Source organism: Methylobacterium sp. EM32, from assembly GCF_040593685.1.
Taxonomy (GTDB): domain Bacteria; phylum Pseudomonadota; class Alphaproteobacteria; order Rhizobiales; family Beijerinckiaceae; genus Methylobacterium.
In genome coordinates, this window is the sequence record NZ_JBEXZS010000013.1 from 1 (window position 1) to 21,582 (window position 21,582).

Genomic DNA, 21,582 nt, shown 5'->3' on the forward strand with positions numbered 1-21,582 from the left:
AGGTCCCAGCGGTCGGGCACGCCCCAATGCTCCTGGTCGGTGACGGCGCGCAAGGACGTGTTGACCTGGCGGTTGATGCCGGTGACCGTCTGCCACAACCGCGGGGTCAGGGTGACCTGCGCCGGCTCGCTCGCGTCCACCGCGCATTCCGACGCGTAGCGGGCGCAGAACTCGACCCAGCCGACGATCGGCCGGGCATGGCCGAGATCCGGGGCGCCGGCGCTCGGCATCGGCAGGGCCGCGAGGGTCTGGGCTGCCGCCTCGTTGCCGGGGGCCGACACCAGGGCCGCCGCGAGCATGCCGGCGCCGACCAGAACCCGCTTCACCTGCCGCTCGAAACCCGTGGTCATCTGCGCCATCCCCTTCGTTACGAAGGAGAATGGCCCCCGACCTGCTCGGCGGCGCTGAAATGGATCCGCGCAATTTTATCGATCGGCCCGGCCTTGGACCGGTCCCGCGGACAGGGCCAAGACCTTGCTCAATTGGTCCGGTGCATTCGCCGGACCGCGTTAGGAGGTAGAATACCTTAACCGGACGTTCCGGGCTGGATCGGCGCCTGGTAGGACAGGCCCATGTCCCACGGGAAGTAGATCCAGGTGTCCTGGCTCACCTCGGTGACGAAGGTGTCGATCAGGGGCCGGCCGGCGGGCTTGGCGTAGACCGTGGCGAAGTGCGCCTCCGGCAGCATGGCGCGCACCACCTGCGCGGTCTTGCCGGTGTCGGTGAGGTCGTCGAGGACCAGCACGCCGCGGCCTTGGCCGTCGCCGATCGCCCGGATGCTCGGCGCCACGTCCTTGAGGACGTGGAGGGCGCCCTGCTCCTGGTAATCGTGATAGCTCGCCACGCACACCGTCTCGACCAGCCGGATGCCGAGCTCGCGCGCCACGATCGCGGCCGGCACCAGCCCGCCGCGGGTGATGCACACGATGGCCTCGAACGGGCCGGCGCCGGCGAGCCGCCAGGCCAGGGCCCGGGCGTCGCGGTGGAACTGGTCCCAAGAAACCGGGAAAGCTTTGACCGGGAATGCCTTGTCGCTCGGAGACGCCATCTTCGTCCTCAGGTCCGTTCGGCTTGCAGGCGCGAGAGCAGCGCCTCGATCTCGGTGCGCGCGGCCGCCAGGGCCTCCGGGTCGCGCCCGCGCACCACGATCTGGTTGCGGAACCCCGCCGGGGTCATCGACGGGTAGGAGCCGATCGAGACGCCTGGATGCGCCTTGGCGATCAGCGCCAGTCCCTCGGCGTAGCCGCCCTCCGGCAGGTTGCCGGCCTCGATCGTCTCGGCGGTGACCCGCGCCCCGGTCTTCAGCCGCGGGGCGACCGAATCCATCATCGCCTGCATGATCGAGGGCACGCCCGCCATCACGATCACGTTCTCGATCATGAAGCCCGGCGCCTTCGAGATCGGATTCTCGATCAGCTCGGCTCCGAATGGGATCCGGGCCATGCGCAGGCGCGCCTCGTTGAGGTCTTCCGGCTTGATCCGCTCGAGAAGCATGGCTTTCGCTCGCGGGTCGACGTCGATGCCGACGCCGACGGCTTCCGCCACGCAATCGGCCGTGATGTCGTCGTGGGTCGGCCCAATTCCGCCGGTGGTGAACAGGTAGGTGTAGCGGCCGCGAAGCGCGTTGACCGCCGCCACGATCTCCTCGGCCACGTCCGGCACCACCCGCACCTCACGCAGGTCGATGCCTGAATTGGTAAGGTACTCGGCGATGTAGCCGATGTTCTTGTCCTTGGTGCGTCCGGACAGGATCTCGTCGCCGATGACCAGGATGGCGGCCGTGACCGGGGCGGGGCTGGCGTCAGGCATCGTGCTGTTCTCTTCGGCTGCCCGCCGCCGCGGCGGCGACAGGGTTACGCCCGCCTTATCGCGGCGCCTGCCGGGGCTCAAGCGTGACACCTCGGCCCGCGCCGGTTAAGCGCCGGAAATGCCCACCGAATCCGTGATCTCATGCGCTTCTCCGGCCCGCTGACCGAGGGGCGGCTGCTGCGCCGCTACAAGCGCTTCCTCGCCGATATCGAGCTGGCGGATGGCCGCCTCGTCACCGCGCATTGCGCCAATCCGGGGGCGATGCTGGGCCTCGTCGAACCCGGTCGGCCGGTGCTGCTCTCGGCCTCCACCAATCCGGCCCGCAAGCTCGCCTGGTCGTGGGAGCTGGTCGAGGCGGACCTGCCCGGCGGGCCGCAATGGGTCGGCATCAACACCGCCCGGCCGAACGCCCTGGTGGCCGAGGCCTTTCGCGACGGCCGCCTCGCCCCGCTCGCCGGCGCCACGTCCTGGCGGGCGGAGGTGGCCTACGGGAACGCGAGCCGGGTGGATTTCCTGGCCGGCGACGCCGCCGGGCCGATCCATGTCGAGGTAAAGAACTGCCACCTGATGCGCCGGCCCGGCCTCGCCGAGTTCCCGGACTGCGTCGCCGCCCGCAGCGCCCGCCACATGGACGAGCTCGCCGAGGTGGTGCGCCAGGGCGGCCGCGCCCTGGTGATCTGGGTGGTGCAGATGCGGGCCGAGCGGTTCTCGGTCGCGGGCGATCTCGACCCGGGCTTCGACGCCGCGTTCCGGCGCGCCCGGGCGGCGGGCGTGGCGGCCCACGCCTTCACCTGCCGGGTCGACCGGACGGAGGTGACGATCGGGGAGGAGATCCCGATCGTCGCAAGCCTGCGCGGCGCTTGAGCGAAGCGGACATTCTATGAGGCGCTACCAGCGCCCCGGCCCCGGCTCGTCGTCCCAGTGCCGGTGGCGGTGCCAGGGCGGCGGGCCGTCCCGGTAGCCGCCGTCGCGATAGCCCGGGCCCTCGTCGCAGACCCGCACCCGGCGCACCACCTCGTCGCCATAGGCGTCGATGCGGCGCTTGACGAAAACCCGGCACGGACCGGGACCCTGCACGAAGCGCGGCGGGGGAGGGGGCGGGGCGCGCCACTCGGTTCGGCCCTCGAAGCGGGGCGGCGGATACTCGTCGAGATCGGCCGCGGCGACGGGGCCGGCGAGGAGGAGAAGGGAGAGGGCGCCGAGGACGAGTCGGGCGGTCATGGCGGGCGGCTCTTGGCTGGCGAAGCGGGGGGCGGTGATGACCGCCGGCATGGGGGCATCCTCGCGCCCCGGCGTTGAACCGTGGCTGAAGCGATCGTTGCCCGGCAGACAGGTTGCGGCGGGTCGGTCGCCTACGCCGGCCCAGCGCACCGGCGTGCCGAGATTCGTGCGCAAGATTCGTGGGCAAGATTCGTGGGACGGAGATCCAGAACTGGATCGTCGATCCCCTTCGGTAAGGTTTGATTAGACCCGCTGACCTACCCTTGCGCTAACGGGGGGAACCGCCAGTCATGAGCATCAAGCGGCTTTTATTCTCATCGATCGTGACGATCGGCGCGATCGCCTGCGTGCTGGCCGCCAGCATGGCGCTGCTTCACCGGTCCCGGATCAACGAGATCGACCGCGGCCTGCTCCGCCTCGACGTGGTGCGGGCCCTCGCGGCGATCCCGCAATCCGTCAACATGGAGCGCGGGCTGTGGGGCCTGCTCCTGCCGGCGGCGTCCCTCGACGAGGCCTCGCGGCATGCCGGGCTCGCCGATCTGCGCCGCCGCTCGGACGAGGCCGTGGCCGCGCTGCGCCGGGCGGTCGAGGCCGGCGCCGCGGCCCTGCCGGAGGCGGGCCCGCTCCAGGCGCGGGCCGCGGAGATCGAGGCGGCCTTCGGGGCATCCCGCCAATTGGCGCGGGACCGGCTCGCCCTGCCGCCGGAGCAGCGCGGCGACGGGGCGGGCGCCCTCGCCAAGGCCATGGCCGAAATCAGCGACAAGGCCGCCGCCACCGCCGGCGAGCTGACGCGCGACCTCGCTGCAGCCGACGGCCGGGCCAACCGCTGGATCGCCGTCGCCGGCATGACCGGCGATCTGCGCGACATCGGCGGACGGCAGGCCGGCTTCCTCCAGAACCTCGTCGTGCCCCGCAAGCCGGTGACGCAGGCGCAGCGGACCGAGTTCTGGACCTTCCAGGGGCGGGTCGACCAGCTTCTCGCCGGCCTCGAGAAGGCGGCGGCCGATCCGGCTGCCGGCGAGGCGGTGGCGACCGCCATGGAGGGGATGCGCCGCGGCTACGTCCAGGTATTCTCGGAGCTGAAGAAGGACCTGCTGCCGCATTTCGACACCGGCGCCTTCCCGCTCGACGGGGCGGGTTACCGCGAGCGGGCGGTGCCGATCTGGCCTCCGGTCCTGCGCCTGCGCGACACCGCCTTTGACCGGGCCGCCGCCATCCTGACCGAGCGTCGCGCGGAGGCCGAAAGCGGCTTCGGCCTCGCGCTCGCCGCCCTCGCGGCGACGGTCGCGGTCGGCCTCGGCGTGCTGATCCTCGCGGCGACGCGGGTGATCCGGCCCCTCACCGGCATGGCGCAGGCGATCGGCCGCGTCGCCCAGGGCGATCTCGACGTCGCGATCCCGGGTGCCGGGCGCCGCGACGAGATCGGCGCGATGGCGGATGCCGTCGCGGTGTTCAAGGACAGCCTCATCCGCAACCGGGCGCTCGAGGCGGAAGCGTCCACCACTCGGGCCGGCGCCGAGGCGCGGCGCCGGGCCGACCTGCACCGGATCGCCGAGCAGTTCGAGGGGGCGGTGAGCGCGGTGGTCGGCGGCGTGGCGCAGGCCGCGGGCGAGATGCAGGCGAGCGCCCAGACCATGGCGGCCACGGCCACTCGCACGGCCGACCACAGCCACGCGGTCGCGGCGACCGCCGGCCACACCGCCGCCAACGTGCACACCGTCGCGGCGGCGGCCGAGGAGCTCGGTTCGTCGATCGCCGAGATCAGCCGGCAGGTCGACGGCTCGGCCGACCTCGTCCGGGTTGCGGCAGCGGAGGCCGCGCAGACGGTCTCGCTGGTCCAGGACCTCAGCGGGGCCGCGGCCCGGGTCGGCGACGTCGTGGCGCTGATCTCCTCGATCGCCAGCCAGACCAACCTGCTGGCCCTGAACGCCACCATCGAGGCGGCCCGGGCGGGCCCGGCGGGACGCGGCTTCGCGGTGGTCGCCGCCGAGGTCAAGGAGCTGGCCGGGCAGACGGCGCGGGCCACCGAGGAGATCACGAGCCAGATCGCGGCGATCCAGTCCTCGACCGGCCGGGCGGTCGGGGCGATCGACGGGATCACGGCGCGGATCGAGGAGATCTCGGGGGTGGCGAGCGCGATCGCGGCGTCCGTGCAGCAGCAGGGGGCGGCGACGCAGGAGATCGTCCGCAACGTCGCCGAGGCTGCCGCCGGCACCGGCGAGGTCACCGGCACCATCGGCACGGTCGCCCGGGCCTCGGAAGAGACCGGGGCCGCCGCCCATCAGGTGCTGGCCTCGGCCGCCGCGCTGTCGCGGCGGAGCGAGCAGCTGACCGGGGAGGTGGCGCAGTTCCTGGCGACGATCCGGGCGGCGTGATGCCAGGCGGGGCGGCGGCCCTACTTCGTCGCCGCCACCACGATCTTCGTGCGGCTGATGAAGGCGCGCGGGTCGGCGCCCTGGTGGCCGTAGAGGTCGCGGGTCACCGTCACGCTCTTCGCCCCGAGGCTCTTGCGGCACTCCTCCTTGACGAAGGTCTCGCCGAGCGGCGTCTCGTCGCCGGTGGGCTTGCCCTCGGCGCAGGCCCAGCCGTCCTCGCCCCAGTGGCCGCGGGCCTGGATGCCGAGAAGGTGGCCCTTCTTGCGCAGGTAGAGCGGCACCGCGTCGTCGGTCTCGATCACCAGCCCGGCGATCCGGGCGTCGTCGCCGACGAGCAAGGTCAGCCGGGCCGGATGCCCGGCGACCCGGGTGCCGTTGCGGGTGGTGTCGTCGGCGTAAGAAAAGCCGATGGCGTGGCGGCCCGAGGCGTCCGCCGGGCAGGCGCGCCAGTCGCTCCAGGCCGCCAGCGTACGGGACGGGCCCTCGCGGCAGGCGAGGTCGCCGTAGCCGTGGGCGGCGATCTCCGAGACCGGCATCCCGACCCGGAGGTCGCGCAGGTCCGCGACCTCGGGGCCGGCGGCGCGCGCCGGCCCGGCGCAGAGGAGAGCGGCGAGAACCGCAAGTTCAATGCGAGACGGCCGGGGCATCGGAGCCCTCCTTCTTGCGGTAGATGTCGCAGGCCCGGGAGGTCGCACCGAAGAAGGCGGTGCATTCCTCGATCGTCGGGTCGCCCTTGCCCTTGAGCTGGGTGGTGACGTAGGTGGCGACCGCGTCGATCTCCGCCGGGCGCAGGAACACCGCGGTTTCGGGCGGCATGCTGCTGCCCATATCGGCCTTGAGCGAATCGTAGCACTTCACCGAATCGTAGGCGCCGCGCAGGTGGTAGGGCATGCCGGTCCCGGGCCGGCCGCAGCGCACCACCTCGGCGACCTGCTCCTTGTCGAGCTGCGTCTTGCGCAGGGACAGGGCCTCGCCGCCATAGCCGCCCCCGCCGCCGCCATGCCACTTGTGGCAGCCCGAGCAGGCCTTCTTGAACACCGCGAGATCGCCCTCGCCCGCGCCGGTCCGGGCCGATTGAGCCCAGGCCGCACCCGAGGCGAGCGCGAGGCTGGCGACCAGCGCCGGCAACACCATTTTACGCATCCGCATCCGCATGAACCCCGTGAGCGGCGGGGCGCGTCGAGCGCCCCGCCTTGCAAGGACGCCCGGTCAGAGCGCGAAGACGTAGAGCATCGAGCCGGTCTGGATGTTCTTCAGCTCCGGGGTCGAATCGATGAACCACTTGTCCCAGGCGCCGCCGAGGCCGACCAGGATCGCGAGGTACTGCTTGCCGTCGACCGTGAAGGTCATCGGGGGCGCGTTGACGCCGCCGCCGGTGCGGAACTCCCACATCTTGTCGAGGGTCTTGGCGTCGAGGGCCATCACGCCGCCCGAGGGCTCGCCGGTGAAGACGAGGTCCGGCGTCGCCAGCATGCCGCCGAGCAGCGGGAACTGGGTCTCATGCTTGCCGGCGACCTTGCCGGTCTTCACGTCGATCGCCGTCACGCTGCCGGTGATCCGGAACGGCTGGCTCGGTCCGCCGCCGGTGAAGAACTCCCGCGGCTTCAGGTTGGCCTGCGTCATCGCCTCGTGGGTGACGCGGTTGCAGCTCTCGATGACCGGGATGTACCAGTATTGCAGGTTCGGGTTGTAGGCGGTCGGCGGCCAGTTCTTGCCGCCCATGTTGCCCGGGCAGAAATCGGCGTTCTTGTTCTCGGCCGAGGGCGTCGCCGCCGGGTTGTAGCGCTGCACGTCCTTGTTCGGATCGTATTCGAACGGCTTGCCGGTATCGGGGTTGATGCCCTTGGTCCAGGTCACCTTCTTGACGAAGGGCGTCGCCCAGACGAACTGGCCGGTGGTGCGGTCGACGGCGTAGCCGAAGCCGTTGCGGTCGGCCTCGATCGCGAGCTTGCGCCCGCCGACATCGACCAGGAGGTTCTCCGACACGCTGTCATAGTCGTAGGGATCGTTCGGCGTGTGCTGGAAGTGCCACTTGATCTTGCCGGTCGTCGCGTCGAGGGCCAGCGTCGAGTCGGTGTAGAGGTTGTCGCCCGGGCGGTAGGCGTTGTCCCAGTCCGGACCCGGATTGCCGACGCCCCACACGATCGTGTCGGTGTCGGGGTCGTAGGTGCCGGTGACCCAGGTCGAGCCGCCGCCGCTGACCGCCGCGTTGTTCGGGCCCTTCCAGGTCTCGTAGCCCGGCTCGCCCTTGCCCGGGATGGTGTGGGTGCGCCAGACCTCCTTCTCGGTCTTCAGGTCGGTGGCGGCGATCCAGCCGCGGATGCCGTACTCGGCGCCGCCGACGCCTGAGATCGCCATGCCCTTCACGATGAGCGGCGCGCCGGTGATCGTCTCGCCCTTGTCCGGATCGGCGACCTGGCGCTGCCAGGCGACCTGGCCGGTCTCCTTGTTGGTGGCGATCAGGCGCCCGTCGAGGGTGTGGCTGACCACGAGGTCGCCCCAGAGCGCGACGCCGCGGTTGTTGACGCCGCAGCAGGCGACCGCGCCGGCCCATTCGCGGTCGGTCTTGGGGTCCATCTTCCAGAGGAGCTTGCCCTCGCCGCCGCGGGTGTCGATCTTGTAGACCGAGCCCCACCCGTCGGTGACGAACATCATGCCGTTCTCGACGATCGGCGTGCCCTCAAGCCCGCCGTGGCTCCAGATGCCGCCGCCCTCGATGCCGCCGAGATGCAGCGTCCAGGCGACCTTCAGGTTCTTGACGTTGTCCTTGTTGATCTGGGTCAGCGTCGAGTAGCGGTGTCCGGCGAAATTCTTGTGGTGCTGGATCCAGTTGCCCTCCTCCTTGTCGGCGTTCAGCAGGCGCTCTTGCGTGACGCCGCCTTCGGCGGCGAGAGCCGGGGAGAGGGGCAGGGTGGCGGCCGCGAGGGCGGCGAGCGAGGTCGCGGCGAGGATGCGCCGCGCCGTACGGGACGTCGTCATGGTGTTTCCTCCTGGCGGCCTTTTGGTCTGTTCTCGCCTCGGCGCGGGCCGTCTCGCGGCCGGGCGTGTTCAGGAAATTATGCCTACTTGCGGCTTCGGTCTCAGGGGCCGGCGCGAACCTCCACCGGCACCTCGACCGCGCCGGCCTTGCGGAAGCTCGCCGAGCAGGTGAAGCGCTCGCCCGCGGCCAGGGGCTGGCGGGTCTGGAGCAGCATCACGTGCATGCCCTCCGGGGTCAGCGCGGTCTCGCCCGAGGCCTTGACGGCGATGGTCTGGACCGGGCGCTTCGAGGGCGGACCCTCGCCGCCCTTGTCGACCGTCACGCGCTCGCTGAAATTCGCGAAGGGGCAGCGGAAGCGCACCAGGGAATCGGCTTCCGCCGCGCGGTTCATCACCGTCAGGTGGAGGGGGATGTCCGACCCGACCTTCTCGGTGGGGGCGACGGAGGCGTGCACGACGTCGATGTCGCCGGCCACGGCCGGGACACAGCCTAGACACAAGGCAACGGCCGCGCCGTTCATCCAGTCAAAGGCGCGCCTCTTCAGCGGCATGGCGTTGCCGCCTCGGCGTCAAGGCGCGACATGGATGCTGACATCCACTCTCCTCCTCTGTGATCAGCTTCGCCTTTTGGCGGCGAATTACCCGTGAGGGTAGCCGGCACCGGTGCTCCGTCAAGATCCGGGATTAATGCGTGGAGGAAAATCGTCCGCGACCGATGCACACGGACAAGGCGCCAGAGCCCCTCCCGCGGCGGGCCGGACCGCGCTACGTTGGAGGGTTGAGACCGTCGGACGGGGAGGATGGACGATGGCCGAGGAGGAGAATCCGGCGCGGGAGCGGGGCCGCTTCGATATCGGGGCGATCGCCGCCGCCCTGCCCGACAGCGCCACCACGATGCTGGTCGACACCTACCTGACCGACCGGCCGGCGGCGAGCGCCCGGGTCTTTCGCGTCTACCGCCCGACGCCGGCCCATTATCACGCGGGCTGCGACGAGTACCTCTACGTGCTCTCCGGCCGCGGCACGTTCTGGATCGGTGACGCCTCGGACGAGGCGGAGTTCGGTCCGGGCCAGCTCCTGTTCTTCGAACGCGGCGTGGTCCATGCCCTGCCGCAGCTCCTGGAGGAGCCGGTGGTCTTCCTCTCCGTCGACACGCCCCGGCGCGCGCCGACCGACGTGATCTTCGTCGATCCCGCCGCCGGCTCGGCGCAGAGCTTCATGGCCCGCAACGCTCCGGGCGCCGAACCGGCTTGACCTCCTCGGACCTTGACCTCCTGGGCCCCTGCCGCGATGCACGGAGCACAACAACGGGAGGATCCATGATGGCGAGCGAGAGCAAGGTCGCGCTGGTCACCGGCGCAGCGCGGGGCATCGGTCTGGCGACGGCGCAGCTTTTCCTTGAGGAGGGCTGGCGCGTCGCGCTCCTCGACATCGACGGCGCGGCGCAGGAGAAGGCCGTGGCCGCGCTCGGCCGGCCGGACGCCACCCTGGCGCTCACCGCCGACGTCGCCGACCCGGACGCCGTGGTGGCGGCTGTGGCCGCCGTCGAGGCCCGGTTCGGCCGGCTCGACGCGCTCGTCAACAATGCCGGCACCGCGGTGTTCAAGCCGCTCCTCGACACCAGCCCCGCCGAATGGGCCCGGGTGCTCGCCGTCAACCTCACCGGCCCGTTCCTGTGCGTGCAGGCGGCCGCCCCCGTGATGGCGCGGGGCGGGGGCGGGGCGGTCGTCAACATCACGTCGATCTCCGGCCAGCGCGCCTCGACCCTGCGGGTCGCCTACGGCACCAGCAAGGCCGCGCTCAAGCACCTGACCAAGCAGCAGGCGGTCGAGCTCGCCCACCTGAACATCCGGGTCAACGCCGTGGCGCCGGGCCCGGTCGACACCGCCATGGCGAAGGAGGTCCACAGCCCGGCGATCCGCGCCGATTACCACGACGCCGTCCCGCTCAACCGCTACGGCCTGGAGCGCGAGATCGCCGACGCCATCGTCTACCTGTGCGGTCCGCGGGCGAGCTACGTCACCGGCCAGACGCTCGCGGTGGATGGCGGATTCGACGCCGCCGGGATCGGGCTGCCGACCCTTCGGCGGGATCTGGCGGCCCGCTAAATAGAAACAGATCTTAAACAGCTGATTTTACGGTCGAATTTTCGAGCGCGGGTTCTCACCTCTCCCCGCGGGCGGGGAGAAGGCCGTGCTCCTGTTCAGGGAGCACGGCAAGCGGAGGCGAAGCCGGAGCGAGGGTGAGAGGGTGATGCCGGAAGAGGCTCACTCGTTGAGACCCCCTCACCCTCGCCCTTCGGGCTCCCTGAGCCCCTTCGGAGCTCAGGCCTCTCCCCGCCCGCGTGGAGAGGAGAGAACCCGTGCCGGATTGAGACCCGCCTTCGATCGGTGCAACGAGGACAGGCAGCCGCGGCCTCGTTTCATTCGCGAGGGACGGCGAAGCCGGTGAAGAACTGATACTCCCCCGTGTTGTAATAACGTTACGCTCGGCGCGCCTTGTGCGGGATGCGCCGAGTCTCCCCTTGCCAGCCCGCCGCTCGTTGCGTGAATGCAATGTTATACCATTCACGGGGGCGAGCATGGGCAAGGTGGGATCGTTCGGGGCGGGTCCGGTGCTTCTGGCGGCGGCCGTCACCCTCGCGGGGCCGGCCCGCGCCGAGGAGATCGCCCTCGACACGATCGACGTCGCCTCGCCGAGCCCGATCGCGGCGGCGCCGTCCGGCGGCGGGGCGGGGGCGGGGGTTCCGGGTACCTTCCCGGTCGGGGTGCTGCCGGTCGTCACCACCACCTTCTCGCCGGTCACGGTGGTGACCCGGGAGGACATCGTCCGTCAGCAGCCGCGCACGCTCGGCGACGCCCTGTTCGACCGGCCCGGCCTCTCCGCCACCACCTACGCCCCGGGGGCGGCGAGCCGGCCGATCATCCGCGGCCTCGATACCAGCCGGGTGCGGATCCAGGAGAACGGCATCGGCGTCCACGACGTCTCGGATCTCGGCGAGGATCACGCCGTGCCGATCAACCCGCTCATTGCCAACCGCATCGAGGTGATTCGCGGCCCGGCCTCCCTGCGCTACGGCAGCCAGGCGATCGGCGGCGTGGTCTCGGCGGAGAACAACCGCATCCCGACACTCGTGCCACCGAACGGCATCGCCGGCCAGGTGACGACGGGCTATTCCTCGGTCGATAACGGCCGCAACGCCGCCGCGACCGTGGACGCCGCCGGCCAGTCGGTCGCCTTCCACGCCGACGCGTTCAAGACCGCCGCCGATAGCTACAGCACGCCGCTCGGCATCCAGCGCAACTCGGCCAACGACTCGCAGGGCGGCGCGGTCGGGATGTCGTACCTGTTCGACCGCGGCTTCGTCGGCCTGTCCTTCAGCCACTACGACGCGCTCTACCAGATTCCCGGCGGCGAGGCCGCCCAGAGCCGCACCCGCCTCGACCCGACCCAGGACAAGCTGCAGGCCAAGGGCGAGTACCGCCCGGTCGACGGGCCGATCGAGGCGGTCCGGTTCTGGCTCGGCGGCTCGACCTACAAGCACAACGAGATCGGCATCGGCGGCGACGGGATCGACGGCATCCAGGCGACCTTCAAGAGCCGCGAGGCGGAGGGGCGGCTCGAGATCCAGCACGTGCCGGTCCTCACCAGCCTCGGCACGCTGACCGGCGCGCTCGGCCTCCAGGCCGACCGGCGGCTGATCGGCACCTCGGGCGAGGCCGGCGGCCTGCTCGCGCCGACCGATTCGCGCAGCAACGCCGTCTACCTGTTCGAAGAGCTGCGCCTGGAGCGCGGCCTGCGCCTCCAGGCGGCGGGCCGGATCGAGGGCGCGCGCTCCACCGGCACGGCCACCCTGTTCCCGGGCGACTACCTGCCCGTGGAGGGTGAGGACCCGCTCGCCTATGGCCGCCGCCGGCGCTTCGCCCCGAAGAGCGCGAGCTTCGGCGTGCTGCAGGACCTGCCCGACGGATTCGTCGCGAGCCTGACCGGCCAGTACGTCGAGCGCGCGCCCTCCGCCTTCGAGCTCTATTCCCGCGGCACGCACGACGCGACCGAGACCTTCGAGATCGGCGATCCGAACCTGAAGAAGGAGCGCGCCCGCACCATCGAGGCCAGCATCCGCCGCGCCGTCGGCCCCTTCCGCCTCGACGCCACCGGCTACTACACGCGCTACACCGGCTTCATCTACAAGCGCCTGACCGGCCAGCGCTGCGGCGACGATTTTGCGAGCTGCGGCAGCGACGACGAGCTCGCCCAGGTCGTCTACTCGCAGCAGAACGCCACCTTCGCCGGCGCCGAGATCGGCTCGCAGCTCGATCTCCTGCCCATTGGCAACGGATTCGCCGGCATCGAGGCGCAGTACGACTTCGTGCGCGCCACCTTCGACGACGGTACCTACGTGCCGCGCATCCCGCCGCACCGGGTCGGCGGCGGCGTGTTCCTGCGGGCGGAGGGCTGGTACGCGCATGTGAACCTGCTCCACGCCTTCGCCCATACCGAGACAGCGCCCTACGAGACGCGCACGCCCGGCTACGACAACCTGCGGGCGGAGGTGAGCTACACCAAGGCCTTCGATCCGGCGGTGGTCGGCTGGAGCGAGGTGACGCTGGGCGTGCAGGGCACGAACCTGCTCAACGACGTCATCCGCAACTCGGCCTCGTTCAAGAAGGACGAGATCGTGCTGCCGGGGCGGAATGTCAGGGTGTTTCTGACGGCGCGGTTCTGAAAGACAACTTGGTTCTGTGATCGACGCGTCGAGGTAAGGCGCGTCCCCTCTCCCGTGTGGGAGAGGGGACAGGGGTGAGGGTGACACGCTTCAGTGTAATCCTGAGAGTGTCGTGCTGGCAGCGTGACGGTTCAATTTTATTCTGAAGCGCGCCACCCTCACCCCTACCCCTCTCCCACACGGGAGAGGGGATCCCGCGCTTCAATTGTTCAATATAAATGCTTTAGTTCAACGTGAATGCTTTTGCGGAACTGGATATTACCCCTTCTGCGGCCGCAGCACCCCGTCGCTGGTCTTCGGATCCGGCGCCGGAGTCGTCGGCCGCACGGTACCCGTCGAGTCCGCATCGCCCGGGCGGACCTTCTCGGGCAGGGTCTCGTGGGGCGGCGGCATGTTGGGGGTCTGCTCGCGGCTGCGCTGCGGCGTGTCCGTGACCTGGGCCACGACCGGCGAGGCGGCCAGGACGGCGAGCAGGATCAGGCGGCTGGTGCCCCTGGTCATCGGGCTCTCCTCCAGAAGATGGCGTACAGTCTTGGAAGAGTAATCGCCCCGCGCCGGATCCGGTTCCCGGCCGGGTCAGCGCCAGGATCAGCGCCAGGATCACCGCAACGACAGCATCCCGATCACCGCGTCGCCGACCATCCGCTTGTGGCGGGCGCGCAAGTCGGGGGCGTCGAGATCGACGGAAAAGATCGCCCCGAAGGTGTGGCGGTTCGAGACCCGGAAGAAGCACAGCGCGCTGATCATCAGGTGCACGTCGAGGGGATCGACGTCGGCGCGAAACAGCCCGTCGGCCTGCCCGCGGGCGATGATGTCGGTGATGGTCTGGATCACCCCGAGATTGAGCCCGCGGATCGTCTCCGACCCCGACAGGTGCTCGGCGCGATGGATGTTCTCGATCGCCACGAGCCGGATGAAGTCCGGATGGGCGTCGTCGTACTCGAAGGTGAACTCGACGAGCCGGCGGATCGCCTCGACGGGGCCTAAGTTGCCGAGGTCGAGGTCGGCCTCGACCTGGCGGATGTCGGCATAGGCCTTCTCCAGCACCGCGAGATACAGGCCCTCCTTGCTGCCGAAATAATAGTAGATCATCCGCTTCGAGGTGCGGGTGCGCTCCGCGATGGCGTCGACCCGGGCGCCGCTGAGTCCGAAGGCGGCGAATTCCTCGGTCGCCACCGCCAGGATGTCGGCCTTGGTCCTCTCGGGATCCTTGGTGCGGGAGGGGCGGGGCGTGACGGCGTCCATGATCTAACAATTAGGGGCGGCGGGATGAGCCTGCTCTATCACCCCGGCCGCCTCGGCGCACCGGCTCAGGCGAGTTCGTCGCCCAGGACGTCGCGGGCCCAGCGGAAGGCGCCGTTCGCCGCCGGCACGCCGGCATAGATCGCGGTCTGGATCAACAGCGCCTGCAATTCGGGGAGGGTGACGCCGTTGCGCAGGGCCGGTCGGACATGGAGCTTGAACTCCTCCTCGCGGCCGAGCGCCACCATCATGGCGAGCGTCACGAAGGAGCGGGTCTTCCACGGGATGCGCGGATCGCCCCAGACCTCGCCCCAGGCGGTGCGGGTGATGAAGTCCTGCCACGGCCCGGCGAAGTCACCCGCGGCCTTCAGCGAGCGCTCCACGTGGGCGTCGCCGAGCACGCTCTTGCGGTTGCCGAGCCCCGTCTCGAACGCCACCGCGCCGGTGGCCGTGTCCGGCGCCTCGCGGTGCCGGTCGAGGAAGCCGAGGAGATGGGCGGCGGTAGCGGCCGGCTGCTCGACGGAGAGGAGGTGGGCGGCGTTCGGCAGCACCACCAATTCGGCGTGGCGGATGCCGTCGCAGATCTCCTGCGCCATGGCCGGCGGCGTCGCCGGGTCGTCGCGGCCGGCGATCACCAGGGTCGGCGACGTGATCCGGTTGAGGACCGGGCGCAGGTCCATGCGGCCGATGGCGTTGCAGCAGACCGCGTAGCCGGCCGCATCGGTGCCAGTGAATTGCCCGCGCACCGGCGCCACCGCGTCGGGGTGGGAGGCGGGGAAGTCGGGCGTGAACCAGCGGGTCATCGTCGCCTCGACGATCGCCGCCGTGCCCTTCGCGAGCACCAGCTCGGCGCGCTCGTTCCACGACGCCTCGCTCGGCATGAAGGCGGCGGTCGCCATCAGGGTCAGGCTGATCACCCGGTCGGGGTGGCGGCTCGCCGCCGCCTGGCCGGTCATGCCGCCGAGCGACAGCCCGACCACGTGGGCGCGGGGGATCTCAAGGGCATCGAGCAGGCCGATCAGGTCCTCGGCCAGATCCTCGACCTCGATGCGTTGGTCACGCACCTGCGAGGCGCCGTGGCCGCGGGTGTCGTAGCGCAGCACCCGGTAGCGGCCGCGTAGATGCGGCACCAGCGGGTCCCACATCGCCAGCGTCGTGCCGAGCGAGTTGGAAAAAACCACCACCGGCGCGCCGCTCGGGCCGGACAGCTCGTAGTTCAGAAGGGTACCGTTGGCCTCGATCTGGGGCATGGGAACCTCGGACTTAAGCGGAATGCAGGAAGGCGGCGAGGCGCGAGACCTCCGCCAGCGCCCTATCGGCGGTACGGGCCCCGGCGCGGATGGCGGGGCTCAGATCGAAAGCGGCGTCGAGATCGGCGCTCGCCGCCTCGGGCCGGGCGTGCAGCACCTCCCGGAGCGAGCCCTTGCCGTCGCGGACCGCGCCGGCGGCCTCCTCGACCAGGGCGTGGGCGGCCTTGGCGCCGATGACCGGGCTCAGCCGGCTCGCGGCGGCGTCGGCGAAGAGAAGGCCTTGCGTCAGGTCGAGGTTGCGCTGCATCCGCGCCGGGTCGGGCACCAGCCCCTGGGCGAGGCCGCGCGCCTCGCGAAGCGCGCCGGAGGCGAGGCCGAACAGGGTCGGCAGGGCGTGCCACTCGGCGTGCCAGGCGCCGGCCGGACGCTCGTGCGCCGCCGCCATCCCGTCGAGGAGCGTCAGGCTCGTGCCCTTGGCGGCGCCGAAGGCCGAGAGGATCACCGTCGAGGAGACGGGATTGCGCTTGTGCGGCATCGCCGAGGAGCCGCCGCGGCCCGGCACGTAGGGCTCGGCTACCTCGCCGACCTCGGTGGTGGCCAGATGCGCGACGTCGGTGGCGAATTTGGCGAGCGCCCCCATCAGCAGGGCGAGGAAGGCACCGGTCTCGGCGATGCGGGCGCGCCGCGTGTGCCAGGGCGCGAGGTCGGGATGCAGGCCGAGCGCGGCGGCAAAGCCGTCGCCGACCGCCTCCGCCTGCTCGCCGAGGCCGGCGAGCGTGCCGACCGGGCCGCCGAGGGAGGCGGTGAGCACCCGGTCGCGCAGGGCCGGCAGGAGGGCCGCCACCTCGGCGATGCCGAGCGCCCAGATCGCCGCCTTGAAGCCGAAGGTGACGGGCGCGGCGTGCTGGCCGTAGGTGCGCCCGACGCAGGGGGTCTCGCGGTGATGGCGGGCGAGCCCCGAGAGCCCGTCGAGGATCGCCTTCAGGTCGGCGGCGACGAGGTCGAGAGCGTCGCGGATCTGGAGCACCAGGGCGGTGTCGGCGATGTCCTGGGTGGTTGTGGCCTTGTGAAAGGCGGGTTCGAGTTCCGGCGGCAACGCACCCTGCACCGCCTTGACGAACGGGATCACCGGCACGCCCGAGACGGCGGTGCGCCGGCCGAGCGCCGCCGGATCGAGCGCGGTCGACTTGACCGCCTCGATCGCGGAGCTGAGGGCGGCCGGCACGAGGCCGGCCTCCGCTTGCGCCCGGGCAAGGGCCGCCTCGGCCCGCAGCATCGCCGCCACCCGGGCCTCGTCGGCGAAGACGGCGCGCATGGCGTCCGTGGCGAAGAGGGGCCCGAGCAGGGCGGAGTCGAGGGCCGAGAGCGTCATCGGATCAGGCCGCAGGCTTGAGGTGGAGCAGCGCCCGCGCCTCCGCCGGCGTCGCGACCTTGCGGTTGTGGCGCGTCACCATCTCGGCCGCCAGCGACACCAGCTCGGCGTTGCTCGCCGCCAGGCGGTCCTTGGTCACCCGGACGTTGTCCTCGAGCCCGGTGCGGACCGCGTCGGCCCCGCGGGCCAGCGCCCAGCCCATCACGCGGGCCTGCTCGCGGCCGATGCCGGCGGCGGTCCAGGTCGCGCCCGGGATCACCCGGCGGGTCTCGGCGAGCAGGATGTCGAGCAGGTGCTCGTCGGCCGGCATCGCGTTCTTCACCCCCATCACGAACTGCACGTGGGGATTGGCGTCCATCAGCCCTTCCTCGATCAGCCGCTTGGCGCCGTGGATGTGCGAGAGGTCGAAGATCTCGATCTCGGGCCGGATGCCGTGCTTGTGCATCGAGCCGGCGAGGTCGTTCACCAGCGTCGCGTGGTTCTCGTAGACGATGCTCGGGAAGTTGACCGAGCCGGTCGAGAGCGAGGCCATGTCGGGCCGGTGGACCAGCGAGAGGCCGCGCGCGCTCGGATCGCGGCCGCGGCCGCCGGTCGAGAACTGCACGATCATGCCGGGGCAGTGCTTGCGCACGCCCTCCTGCACCGCCGCGAACTTTTCGGGGTCGGAGGAGGGCGACTCGTCGTCGTTGCGGACGTGGATGTGGACGAGGGTGGCGCCGGCCTCGAAGGCCTGATGCGTGGACTCGATCTGCTCGGCGACGGTGGTGGGGACCGCCGGGTTGTCCTTCTTGCGCGGCACCGAGCCGGTGATCGCGACGGCGATGACGACGGGGTTCATGGTGGTCTCCTCAATGATGCTGGTTGTGCTGACCGGGATATTCCACCCTCCGCGTCATTCCGGGGCCGTAGCGGAGCCCGGAATCCAGAACCTCAAGTCCTCGAGAAGTTTGCGGAACGCGATCCGCTCGCTTCGGCACCACCTGCGGTTCTGGATCCCGGGCTCTCGCCTGCGGCGAGCCCCGGGATGACGCGGAGGGCTTCATGGCTATTGAGTCTTCGATTTTGTCCTACTGCCATATGGGCTCACACGTCGAAGAAGACGGTCTCGTTCGGCCCCTGCAAATAGATGTCGAAAACGTAGACCGTCTTGCCGTCCCGCTCCTCGCGCTTCGCCAGCAGGCTGTCGCGCAGGGGACCGCGCTCGACCAGGTTCAGCACCGGATCGTTGGCATTCGCCTCGGCCTCGTCGGCGAAGTACAGCCGGGTCTGGAGGCCGATATTGATGCCGCGGGCGGCGATCCAGAGGTTGATGTGCGGCGCCATCGGGCGATGACCCTTGCGCCCGTCGACCGGGCCGGGCTTGACCGTCTCGAAGTGCCAGACGCCCGTGTCGAAGTCCGAGCCGGTGCGGCCCCAGCCCCGGAACGTCTCGTCGAGGGGCTTGCCCTCCTGGCGATCGGCCGGGTGGTTGTAGCGGCCGGCGGAATTGGCCTGCCAGATCTCGATGAAGGCGTCCCGCACCAGGGAGCCGGCGCCGTCGAAGACCCGGCCCTCGATCCGGATGCGCTCGCCCTTCGTGTCCGGGCCGGCGAGCACGTTGGAAAAATTGGTCTCGAAGATGTCGAAGCCGGCCTGGTGCGGGATCAGCCCGATATGGACGTAGGGGCCCGCGGTCTGGGACGGCGTCTCCTGGAGACGGACGGGAAGCGGCTGGACCATCGGCGTCAGTTCCCCTGGAGCTTGTTCTCGAACAACGTCTGCTGGCGGCCGCGCAGCACGATGTCGAACTTATAGGCGAGCATGTCGAGGGGCACCGCGGCGCCGAGGTCGAGGGGAGCGATCAGCCGCTCGGCCGCCGAGCGGTCGGGAATTCCGAGCACCATCGGGTCGCGCCAGATCAGCGGATCGCCCTCGAAATACATCTGGGTGATGAGGCGCTGGGCGAAGCCGGTGCCGAACACCGAGAAGTGGATATGCGCCGGGCGCCAGGAATTGAGGTTGTTGCGCCAGGGATAGGGCCCGGGCTTGATCGTGCGGAAGTAGTAGAAGCCGTTCTCGTCGGTGATCGTCCGGCCGCAGCCGCCGAAATTCGGGTCGATCGGCGCGAGGTAGCGGTCGTTGCGGTGGCGGTAGCGTCCGCCCGCATTGGCTTGCCAGAACTCGACCAGGGTGTGGGGGATGCCCCGGCCGTTCTCGTCGCGGACATGGCCGTGGACGAAGATGCGCTCACCGATCGGCTCGCCCTCGCGGGCGTAGTTAAGGATCAGGTCGTTGTCGAGCGGGCCGAGCTCCGAATGGCCGAAGGCCGGGCCGGTCACCTCCGACAGGGAGGATTGCAGCGACAGCATCGCGCGACGCGGCGAGCGCAGCACGCTGGTCTTGTAGTCCGGCGTGAAGGCCGGCGGATGGATCGAGCGGTCCCTCTGCAGGAACTCGCTGTCGGCGTGGCTCATCGTTTCCTCCTGTGCGCTCCTTGGCGGAGGCGGGTCGTGCGAGGGGTGATCCTCGGTTGGGTCTTGATGGCCCGGTCGTTCGACGCGCCCGCGGGATTTACCACCGTCCCAGGGGCCGAGCCATGTCGGGGTATCGTCAGGACGTGACCTTGGTCCGGCCGCCGAGCGCCCCGAGATACTCGGAAAAGGCGCCGACCGAGGACAGGTCGGCGGCGGCGGCGAGCAGATCCGGCGCGATGGCGTCGCGCTGCGCTTCCCCAAGGCGCAGGCTCGGCCCGGCGACGCTGAGGTTGCCGATCGCCCGGCCGGTCTGCGGATGCACGATGTTGGCCGCCATCGCGGCGGCGCCGGGCGTGTTGGTGTCCTGCACCCAGGCATAGCCGCGGGCGCGAGCCTCGTTCACCAGCGCCATCAGGGCGGCGACCGTGCGCGGCGCGTTGGGACCGCATTCCTCCGGCGTGCCGAGGCCCTGGCGCATCACGAGGCTCAGCGCCTCCTCGTCGCTGAGGCTCGCCAGCCACGCGATCCCGGTCGAGGAGGTGGAGAGCCGCGCCTCGGTGCCCATGTCGCCGTCGTAGCGCAGACCGGTGCGGGCGCCTTGCGCCTTCGCCACCCAGACGAGGCGCGGGTAATCGACCACCGCGAGCCGCGCCAGCTCGCCGCTGACCTCCGCCAGCCGGTTGAGCACCGATTGCGCCACATCGACGACGCCGGTGCGCGAGAGATGCTTGAGACCGAGCGTCGCGAACTTGGTGGTGAGGAGATAGCGGCCGGTCTCCGCATCCTGCACGACGTATTGATGCTCGACGAACTCGGCCAGGAGCCGGTGCGCGCCGCTCTTCGGGATATCCAGCGTCTCGGCGATGGTCTGGAGCGGCAGCCCGCGCGGATGGTTCGCGAGGAGTTCCACCAAGTCCAGGGCGCGCCGCAGCAGGGAGCCGGCCATCTGTCGTGCTCGTGTCTCGCGCCCTCAAATCTGGAACGCGGTTCTGGATTTGAACGGAGTTCCGTTCTAAGTCAAGACTCGGTGACGCGACTGGGGAGGGGCGCATGCGCGGCGGCAGAGGCCTGCGGGAGACGGGCCAGCGGGAGGCCCTGATCGGCATCGCCCTGATGGTGAGCGCGGTCGCGGGGTTCGCCTCCATCGACGCCTCGGCGAAGTTCCTGAGCGGGACGATGAGCCCGATGCTGATCGTCGCGGTGCGCTACCTGGTCAGCTTCGTGATCGTGGCCGCCTTTCTCGCCGCGCGGCGCGACATCGTCGGGCTGATGCGCACGCGAAAGCCCGGGCTCCAGGTCTTGCGCTCCCTGTGCCTGGTGACGGCGACGATGTGCTCGTTCGTGGCGCTCCGCTACTTGCCGCTGGCGCAGGTGACCTCGATCACCTTCGCCTCGCCCCTGGTGGTGGCGCTGATCGCCGGGCCGCTCCTCGGCGAGCGGGTCGGCTGGCGCCGGACGATCGCGGTGCTGGTGGGATTCTCGGGCGTGCTGGTGGTGAGCCGCCCGGGCGTCTCGGGCATGCACCCGGCGGCGTTGCTCGCGGTGGTCACCGCCCTCGTCAACGGCGTCTATATCGTGGTGACGCGGATGCTCGCGGCCCACGACCCGCCCGAGACCACGATGTTCTATACCGGCCTCGTCGGCTCGGTGCTGACGGCGCCGTTCCTGCCCTTCCTGTGGGAGACGCCGACCGAGCCTGCGACCTGGCTCGGCATCCTGTCGGTCGGCTTCTTCGGGGCGCTCGGGCACTGGCTGCTGATCCTGGCGCATCGCCGGGCGCCTGCCTCGACGCTCGCGCCCTTCGCCTATGCCCACCTGCTCTGGGCGGTGCTCCTCGGCTTCCTGATCTTCGGCCACCTGCCCGACCACTGGACGGTGATCGGCGCCGCGGTGGTGGCGGCCTCGGGGCTGTACCTGCTCTACCACGAGCGCCCGCGGATCACGCCGCCGGGGGAGGAGGGTGCGGTGTGAGGCGCATCCACTGCTTCGACGCCCCCACCAATCTGCTCGACTCCAGTGAAGCGAGGGATCCCCTCTCCCGTGTGGGAGAGGGGTAGAGGTGAGGGTGACACGCTGCCGAATAAGACGCAGTGCGTCACGCTGCCAGCACGACGGTCATAGCTTCACACTGAAGCGTGTCACCCTCACCCCCGGC

General features: G+C 70.6%; 22 protein-coding genes. 6 read left to right on the forward strand and 16 right to left on the reverse strand.

Annotated features, from left to right (window positions below):
* From ABZT49_RS02700 to ABZT49_RS02710, 3 genes are all read right to left on the reverse strand, one after another.
* A partial coding sequence (locus tag ABZT49_RS02700) for a transglutaminase-like cysteine peptidase (protein WP_355282681.1) occupies nucleotides 1–350 on the reverse strand: 350 nt, incomplete at its 3' end.
* A gap of 176 nt (nucleotides 351–526) precedes the next feature.
* Nucleotides 527–1,048 carry a xanthine phosphoribosyltransferase gene (gene gpt, locus ABZT49_RS02705; protein ID WP_355282684.1) on the reverse strand — a complete coding sequence of 174 codons (522 nt, stop codon included), beginning with the start codon at nucleotides 1,046–1,048 and terminating at the stop codon, nucleotides 527–529.
* Nucleotides 1,049–1,056: 8 nt separating this feature from the next.
* Nucleotides 1,057–1,809, reverse strand: coding sequence for a molybdopterin-binding protein (locus ABZT49_RS02710; RefSeq protein WP_355282687.1), 753 nt, complete (start codon nucleotides 1,807–1,809; stop codon nucleotides 1,057–1,059).
* A gap of 141 nt (nucleotides 1,810–1,950) precedes the next feature.
* Between ABZT49_RS02710 and sfsA the strand changes: the two genes are divergently transcribed.
* Nucleotides 1,951–2,673: a DNA/RNA nuclease SfsA gene (sfsA, locus tag ABZT49_RS02715; RefSeq protein ID WP_355282689.1), complete on the forward strand. Its 723-nt coding sequence runs from the start codon at nucleotides 1,951–1,953 to the stop codon at nucleotides 2,671–2,673.
* 24 nt (nucleotides 2,674–2,697) lie between these two features.
* Here the strand turns inward: sfsA and ABZT49_RS02720 are convergent, their stop codons facing one another.
* Nucleotides 2,698–3,081: a hypothetical protein gene (locus tag ABZT49_RS02720; protein ID WP_355282692.1), complete on the reverse strand. Its 384-nt coding sequence runs from the start codon at nucleotides 3,079–3,081 to the stop codon at nucleotides 2,698–2,700.
* Nucleotides 3,082–3,320: 239 nt separating this feature from the next.
* On the opposite strand from ABZT49_RS02720, the gene ABZT49_RS02725 reads away from it, so the two are divergent.
* Nucleotides 3,321–5,405, forward strand: coding sequence for a HAMP domain-containing methyl-accepting chemotaxis protein (locus ABZT49_RS02725; protein ID WP_355282695.1), 2,085 nt, complete (start codon nucleotides 3,321–3,323; stop codon nucleotides 5,403–5,405).
* A 20-nt stretch (nucleotides 5,406–5,425) separates the two neighbouring features.
* Here the strand turns inward: ABZT49_RS02725 and ABZT49_RS02730 are convergent, their stop codons facing one another.
* The 4 genes from ABZT49_RS02730 to ABZT49_RS02745 form a co-directional block, all read right to left on the reverse strand.
* The gene (locus tag ABZT49_RS02730; protein ID WP_355282698.1) at nucleotides 5,426–6,052 is read right to left on the reverse strand and encodes a hypothetical protein; all 627 of its coding nucleotides are present in this window, start codon (nucleotides 6,050–6,052) and stop codon (nucleotides 5,426–5,428) included.
* Entirely contained in the window at nucleotides 6,030–6,539 is a 510-nt protein-coding gene (locus ABZT49_RS02735) for a cytochrome c (protein ID WP_355282700.1), read from the reverse strand. The genes ABZT49_RS02730 and ABZT49_RS02735 overlap by 23 nt, the downstream gene beginning before the upstream one ends.
* Nucleotides 6,540–6,614: 75 nt before the next feature.
* Nucleotides 6,615–8,384: a PQQ-dependent dehydrogenase, methanol/ethanol family gene (locus tag ABZT49_RS02740; RefSeq protein WP_355282703.1), complete on the reverse strand. Its 1,770-nt coding sequence runs from the start codon at nucleotides 8,382–8,384 to the stop codon at nucleotides 6,615–6,617.
* Nucleotides 8,385–8,485: 101 nt separating this feature from the next.
* Nucleotides 8,486–8,860: a copper chaperone PCu(A)C gene (locus ABZT49_RS02745; protein ID WP_355282706.1), complete on the reverse strand. Its 375-nt coding sequence runs from the start codon at nucleotides 8,858–8,860 to the stop codon at nucleotides 8,486–8,488.
* Nucleotides 8,861–9,191: 331 nt separating this feature from the next.
* On the opposite strand from ABZT49_RS02745, the gene ABZT49_RS02750 reads away from it, so the two are divergent.
* From ABZT49_RS02750 to ABZT49_RS02760, 3 genes are all read left to right on the forward strand, one after another.
* Complete coding sequence (locus ABZT49_RS02750; protein ID WP_355282708.1) at nucleotides 9,192–9,638, forward strand: cupin domain-containing protein; 447 nt, start codon at nucleotides 9,192–9,194, stop codon at nucleotides 9,636–9,638.
* Nucleotides 9,639–9,703: 65 nt separating this feature from the next.
* Nucleotides 9,704–10,492 (forward strand): SDR family NAD(P)-dependent oxidoreductase, encoded by a 789-nt coding sequence (locus ABZT49_RS02755; protein WP_407943434.1) that lies wholly within the window; start codon nucleotides 9,704–9,706, stop codon nucleotides 10,490–10,492.
* A 473-nt stretch (nucleotides 10,493–10,965) separates the two neighbouring features.
* The gene (locus ABZT49_RS02760) at nucleotides 10,966–13,110 is read left to right on the forward strand and encodes a TonB-dependent receptor domain-containing protein (RefSeq protein WP_355282714.1); all 2,145 of its coding nucleotides are present in this window, start codon (nucleotides 10,966–10,968) and stop codon (nucleotides 13,108–13,110) included.
* A gap of 258 nt (nucleotides 13,111–13,368) precedes the next feature.
* Here ABZT49_RS02760 and ABZT49_RS02765 read toward each other — a convergent pair whose 3' ends face one another.
* The 8 genes from ABZT49_RS02765 to ABZT49_RS02800 all read right to left on the reverse strand — a co-directional run bounded on the left by ABZT49_RS02765 (nucleotide 13,369) and on the right by ABZT49_RS02800 (nucleotide 20,373).
* The gene (locus tag ABZT49_RS02765) at nucleotides 13,369–13,611 is read right to left on the reverse strand and encodes a hypothetical protein (protein ID WP_093567414.1); all 243 of its coding nucleotides are present in this window, start codon (nucleotides 13,609–13,611) and stop codon (nucleotides 13,369–13,371) included.
* Between the two features lie 99 nt (nucleotides 13,612–13,710).
* The gene (locus tag ABZT49_RS02770; protein WP_355282717.1) at nucleotides 13,711–14,355 is read right to left on the reverse strand and encodes a TetR/AcrR family transcriptional regulator; all 645 of its coding nucleotides are present in this window, start codon (nucleotides 14,353–14,355) and stop codon (nucleotides 13,711–13,713) included.
* 65 nt (nucleotides 14,356–14,420) lie between these two features.
* Nucleotides 14,421–15,602, reverse strand: coding sequence for a 3-oxoadipate enol-lactonase (pcaD, locus tag ABZT49_RS02775; protein WP_355282720.1), 1,182 nt, complete (start codon nucleotides 15,600–15,602; stop codon nucleotides 14,421–14,423).
* Between the two features lie 13 nt (nucleotides 15,603–15,615).
* A complete protein-coding gene (locus ABZT49_RS02780; RefSeq protein ID WP_355282722.1) occupies nucleotides 15,616–16,974 on the reverse strand; it encodes an adenylosuccinate lyase family protein in 1,359 nt (452 codons plus the stop codon).
* Between the two features lie 4 nt (nucleotides 16,975–16,978).
* On the reverse strand, nucleotides 16,979–17,812 hold the full coding sequence (locus tag ABZT49_RS02785; RefSeq protein WP_355282725.1) for a 3-keto-5-aminohexanoate cleavage protein: 834 nt from the start codon (nucleotides 17,810–17,812) through the stop codon (nucleotides 16,979–16,981).
* 245 nt (nucleotides 17,813–18,057) lie between these two features.
* Nucleotides 18,058–18,693 carry a protocatechuate 3,4-dioxygenase subunit alpha gene (gene pcaG, locus ABZT49_RS02790; RefSeq protein ID WP_355282728.1) on the reverse strand — a complete coding sequence of 212 codons (636 nt, stop codon included), beginning with the start codon at nucleotides 18,691–18,693 and terminating at the stop codon, nucleotides 18,058–18,060.
* Nucleotides 18,694–18,698: 5 nt separating this feature from the next.
* The gene (pcaH, locus tag ABZT49_RS02795; protein ID WP_355282731.1) at nucleotides 18,699–19,427 is read right to left on the reverse strand and encodes a protocatechuate 3,4-dioxygenase subunit beta; all 729 of its coding nucleotides are present in this window, start codon (nucleotides 19,425–19,427) and stop codon (nucleotides 18,699–18,701) included.
* 136 nt (nucleotides 19,428–19,563) lie between these two features.
* The gene (locus ABZT49_RS02800) at nucleotides 19,564–20,373 is read right to left on the reverse strand and encodes an IclR family transcriptional regulator (RefSeq protein ID WP_355282734.1); all 810 of its coding nucleotides are present in this window, start codon (nucleotides 20,371–20,373) and stop codon (nucleotides 19,564–19,566) included.
* A 104-nt stretch (nucleotides 20,374–20,477) separates the two neighbouring features.
* Here ABZT49_RS02800 and ABZT49_RS02805 point away from each other — a divergent pair, with 104 nt between their 5' ends.
* A complete protein-coding gene (locus ABZT49_RS02805) occupies nucleotides 20,478–21,398 on the forward strand; it encodes a DMT family transporter (protein WP_355282737.1) in 921 nt (306 codons plus the stop codon).
* The last annotated feature ends 184 nt before the right edge of the window (nucleotides 21,399–21,582 follow it).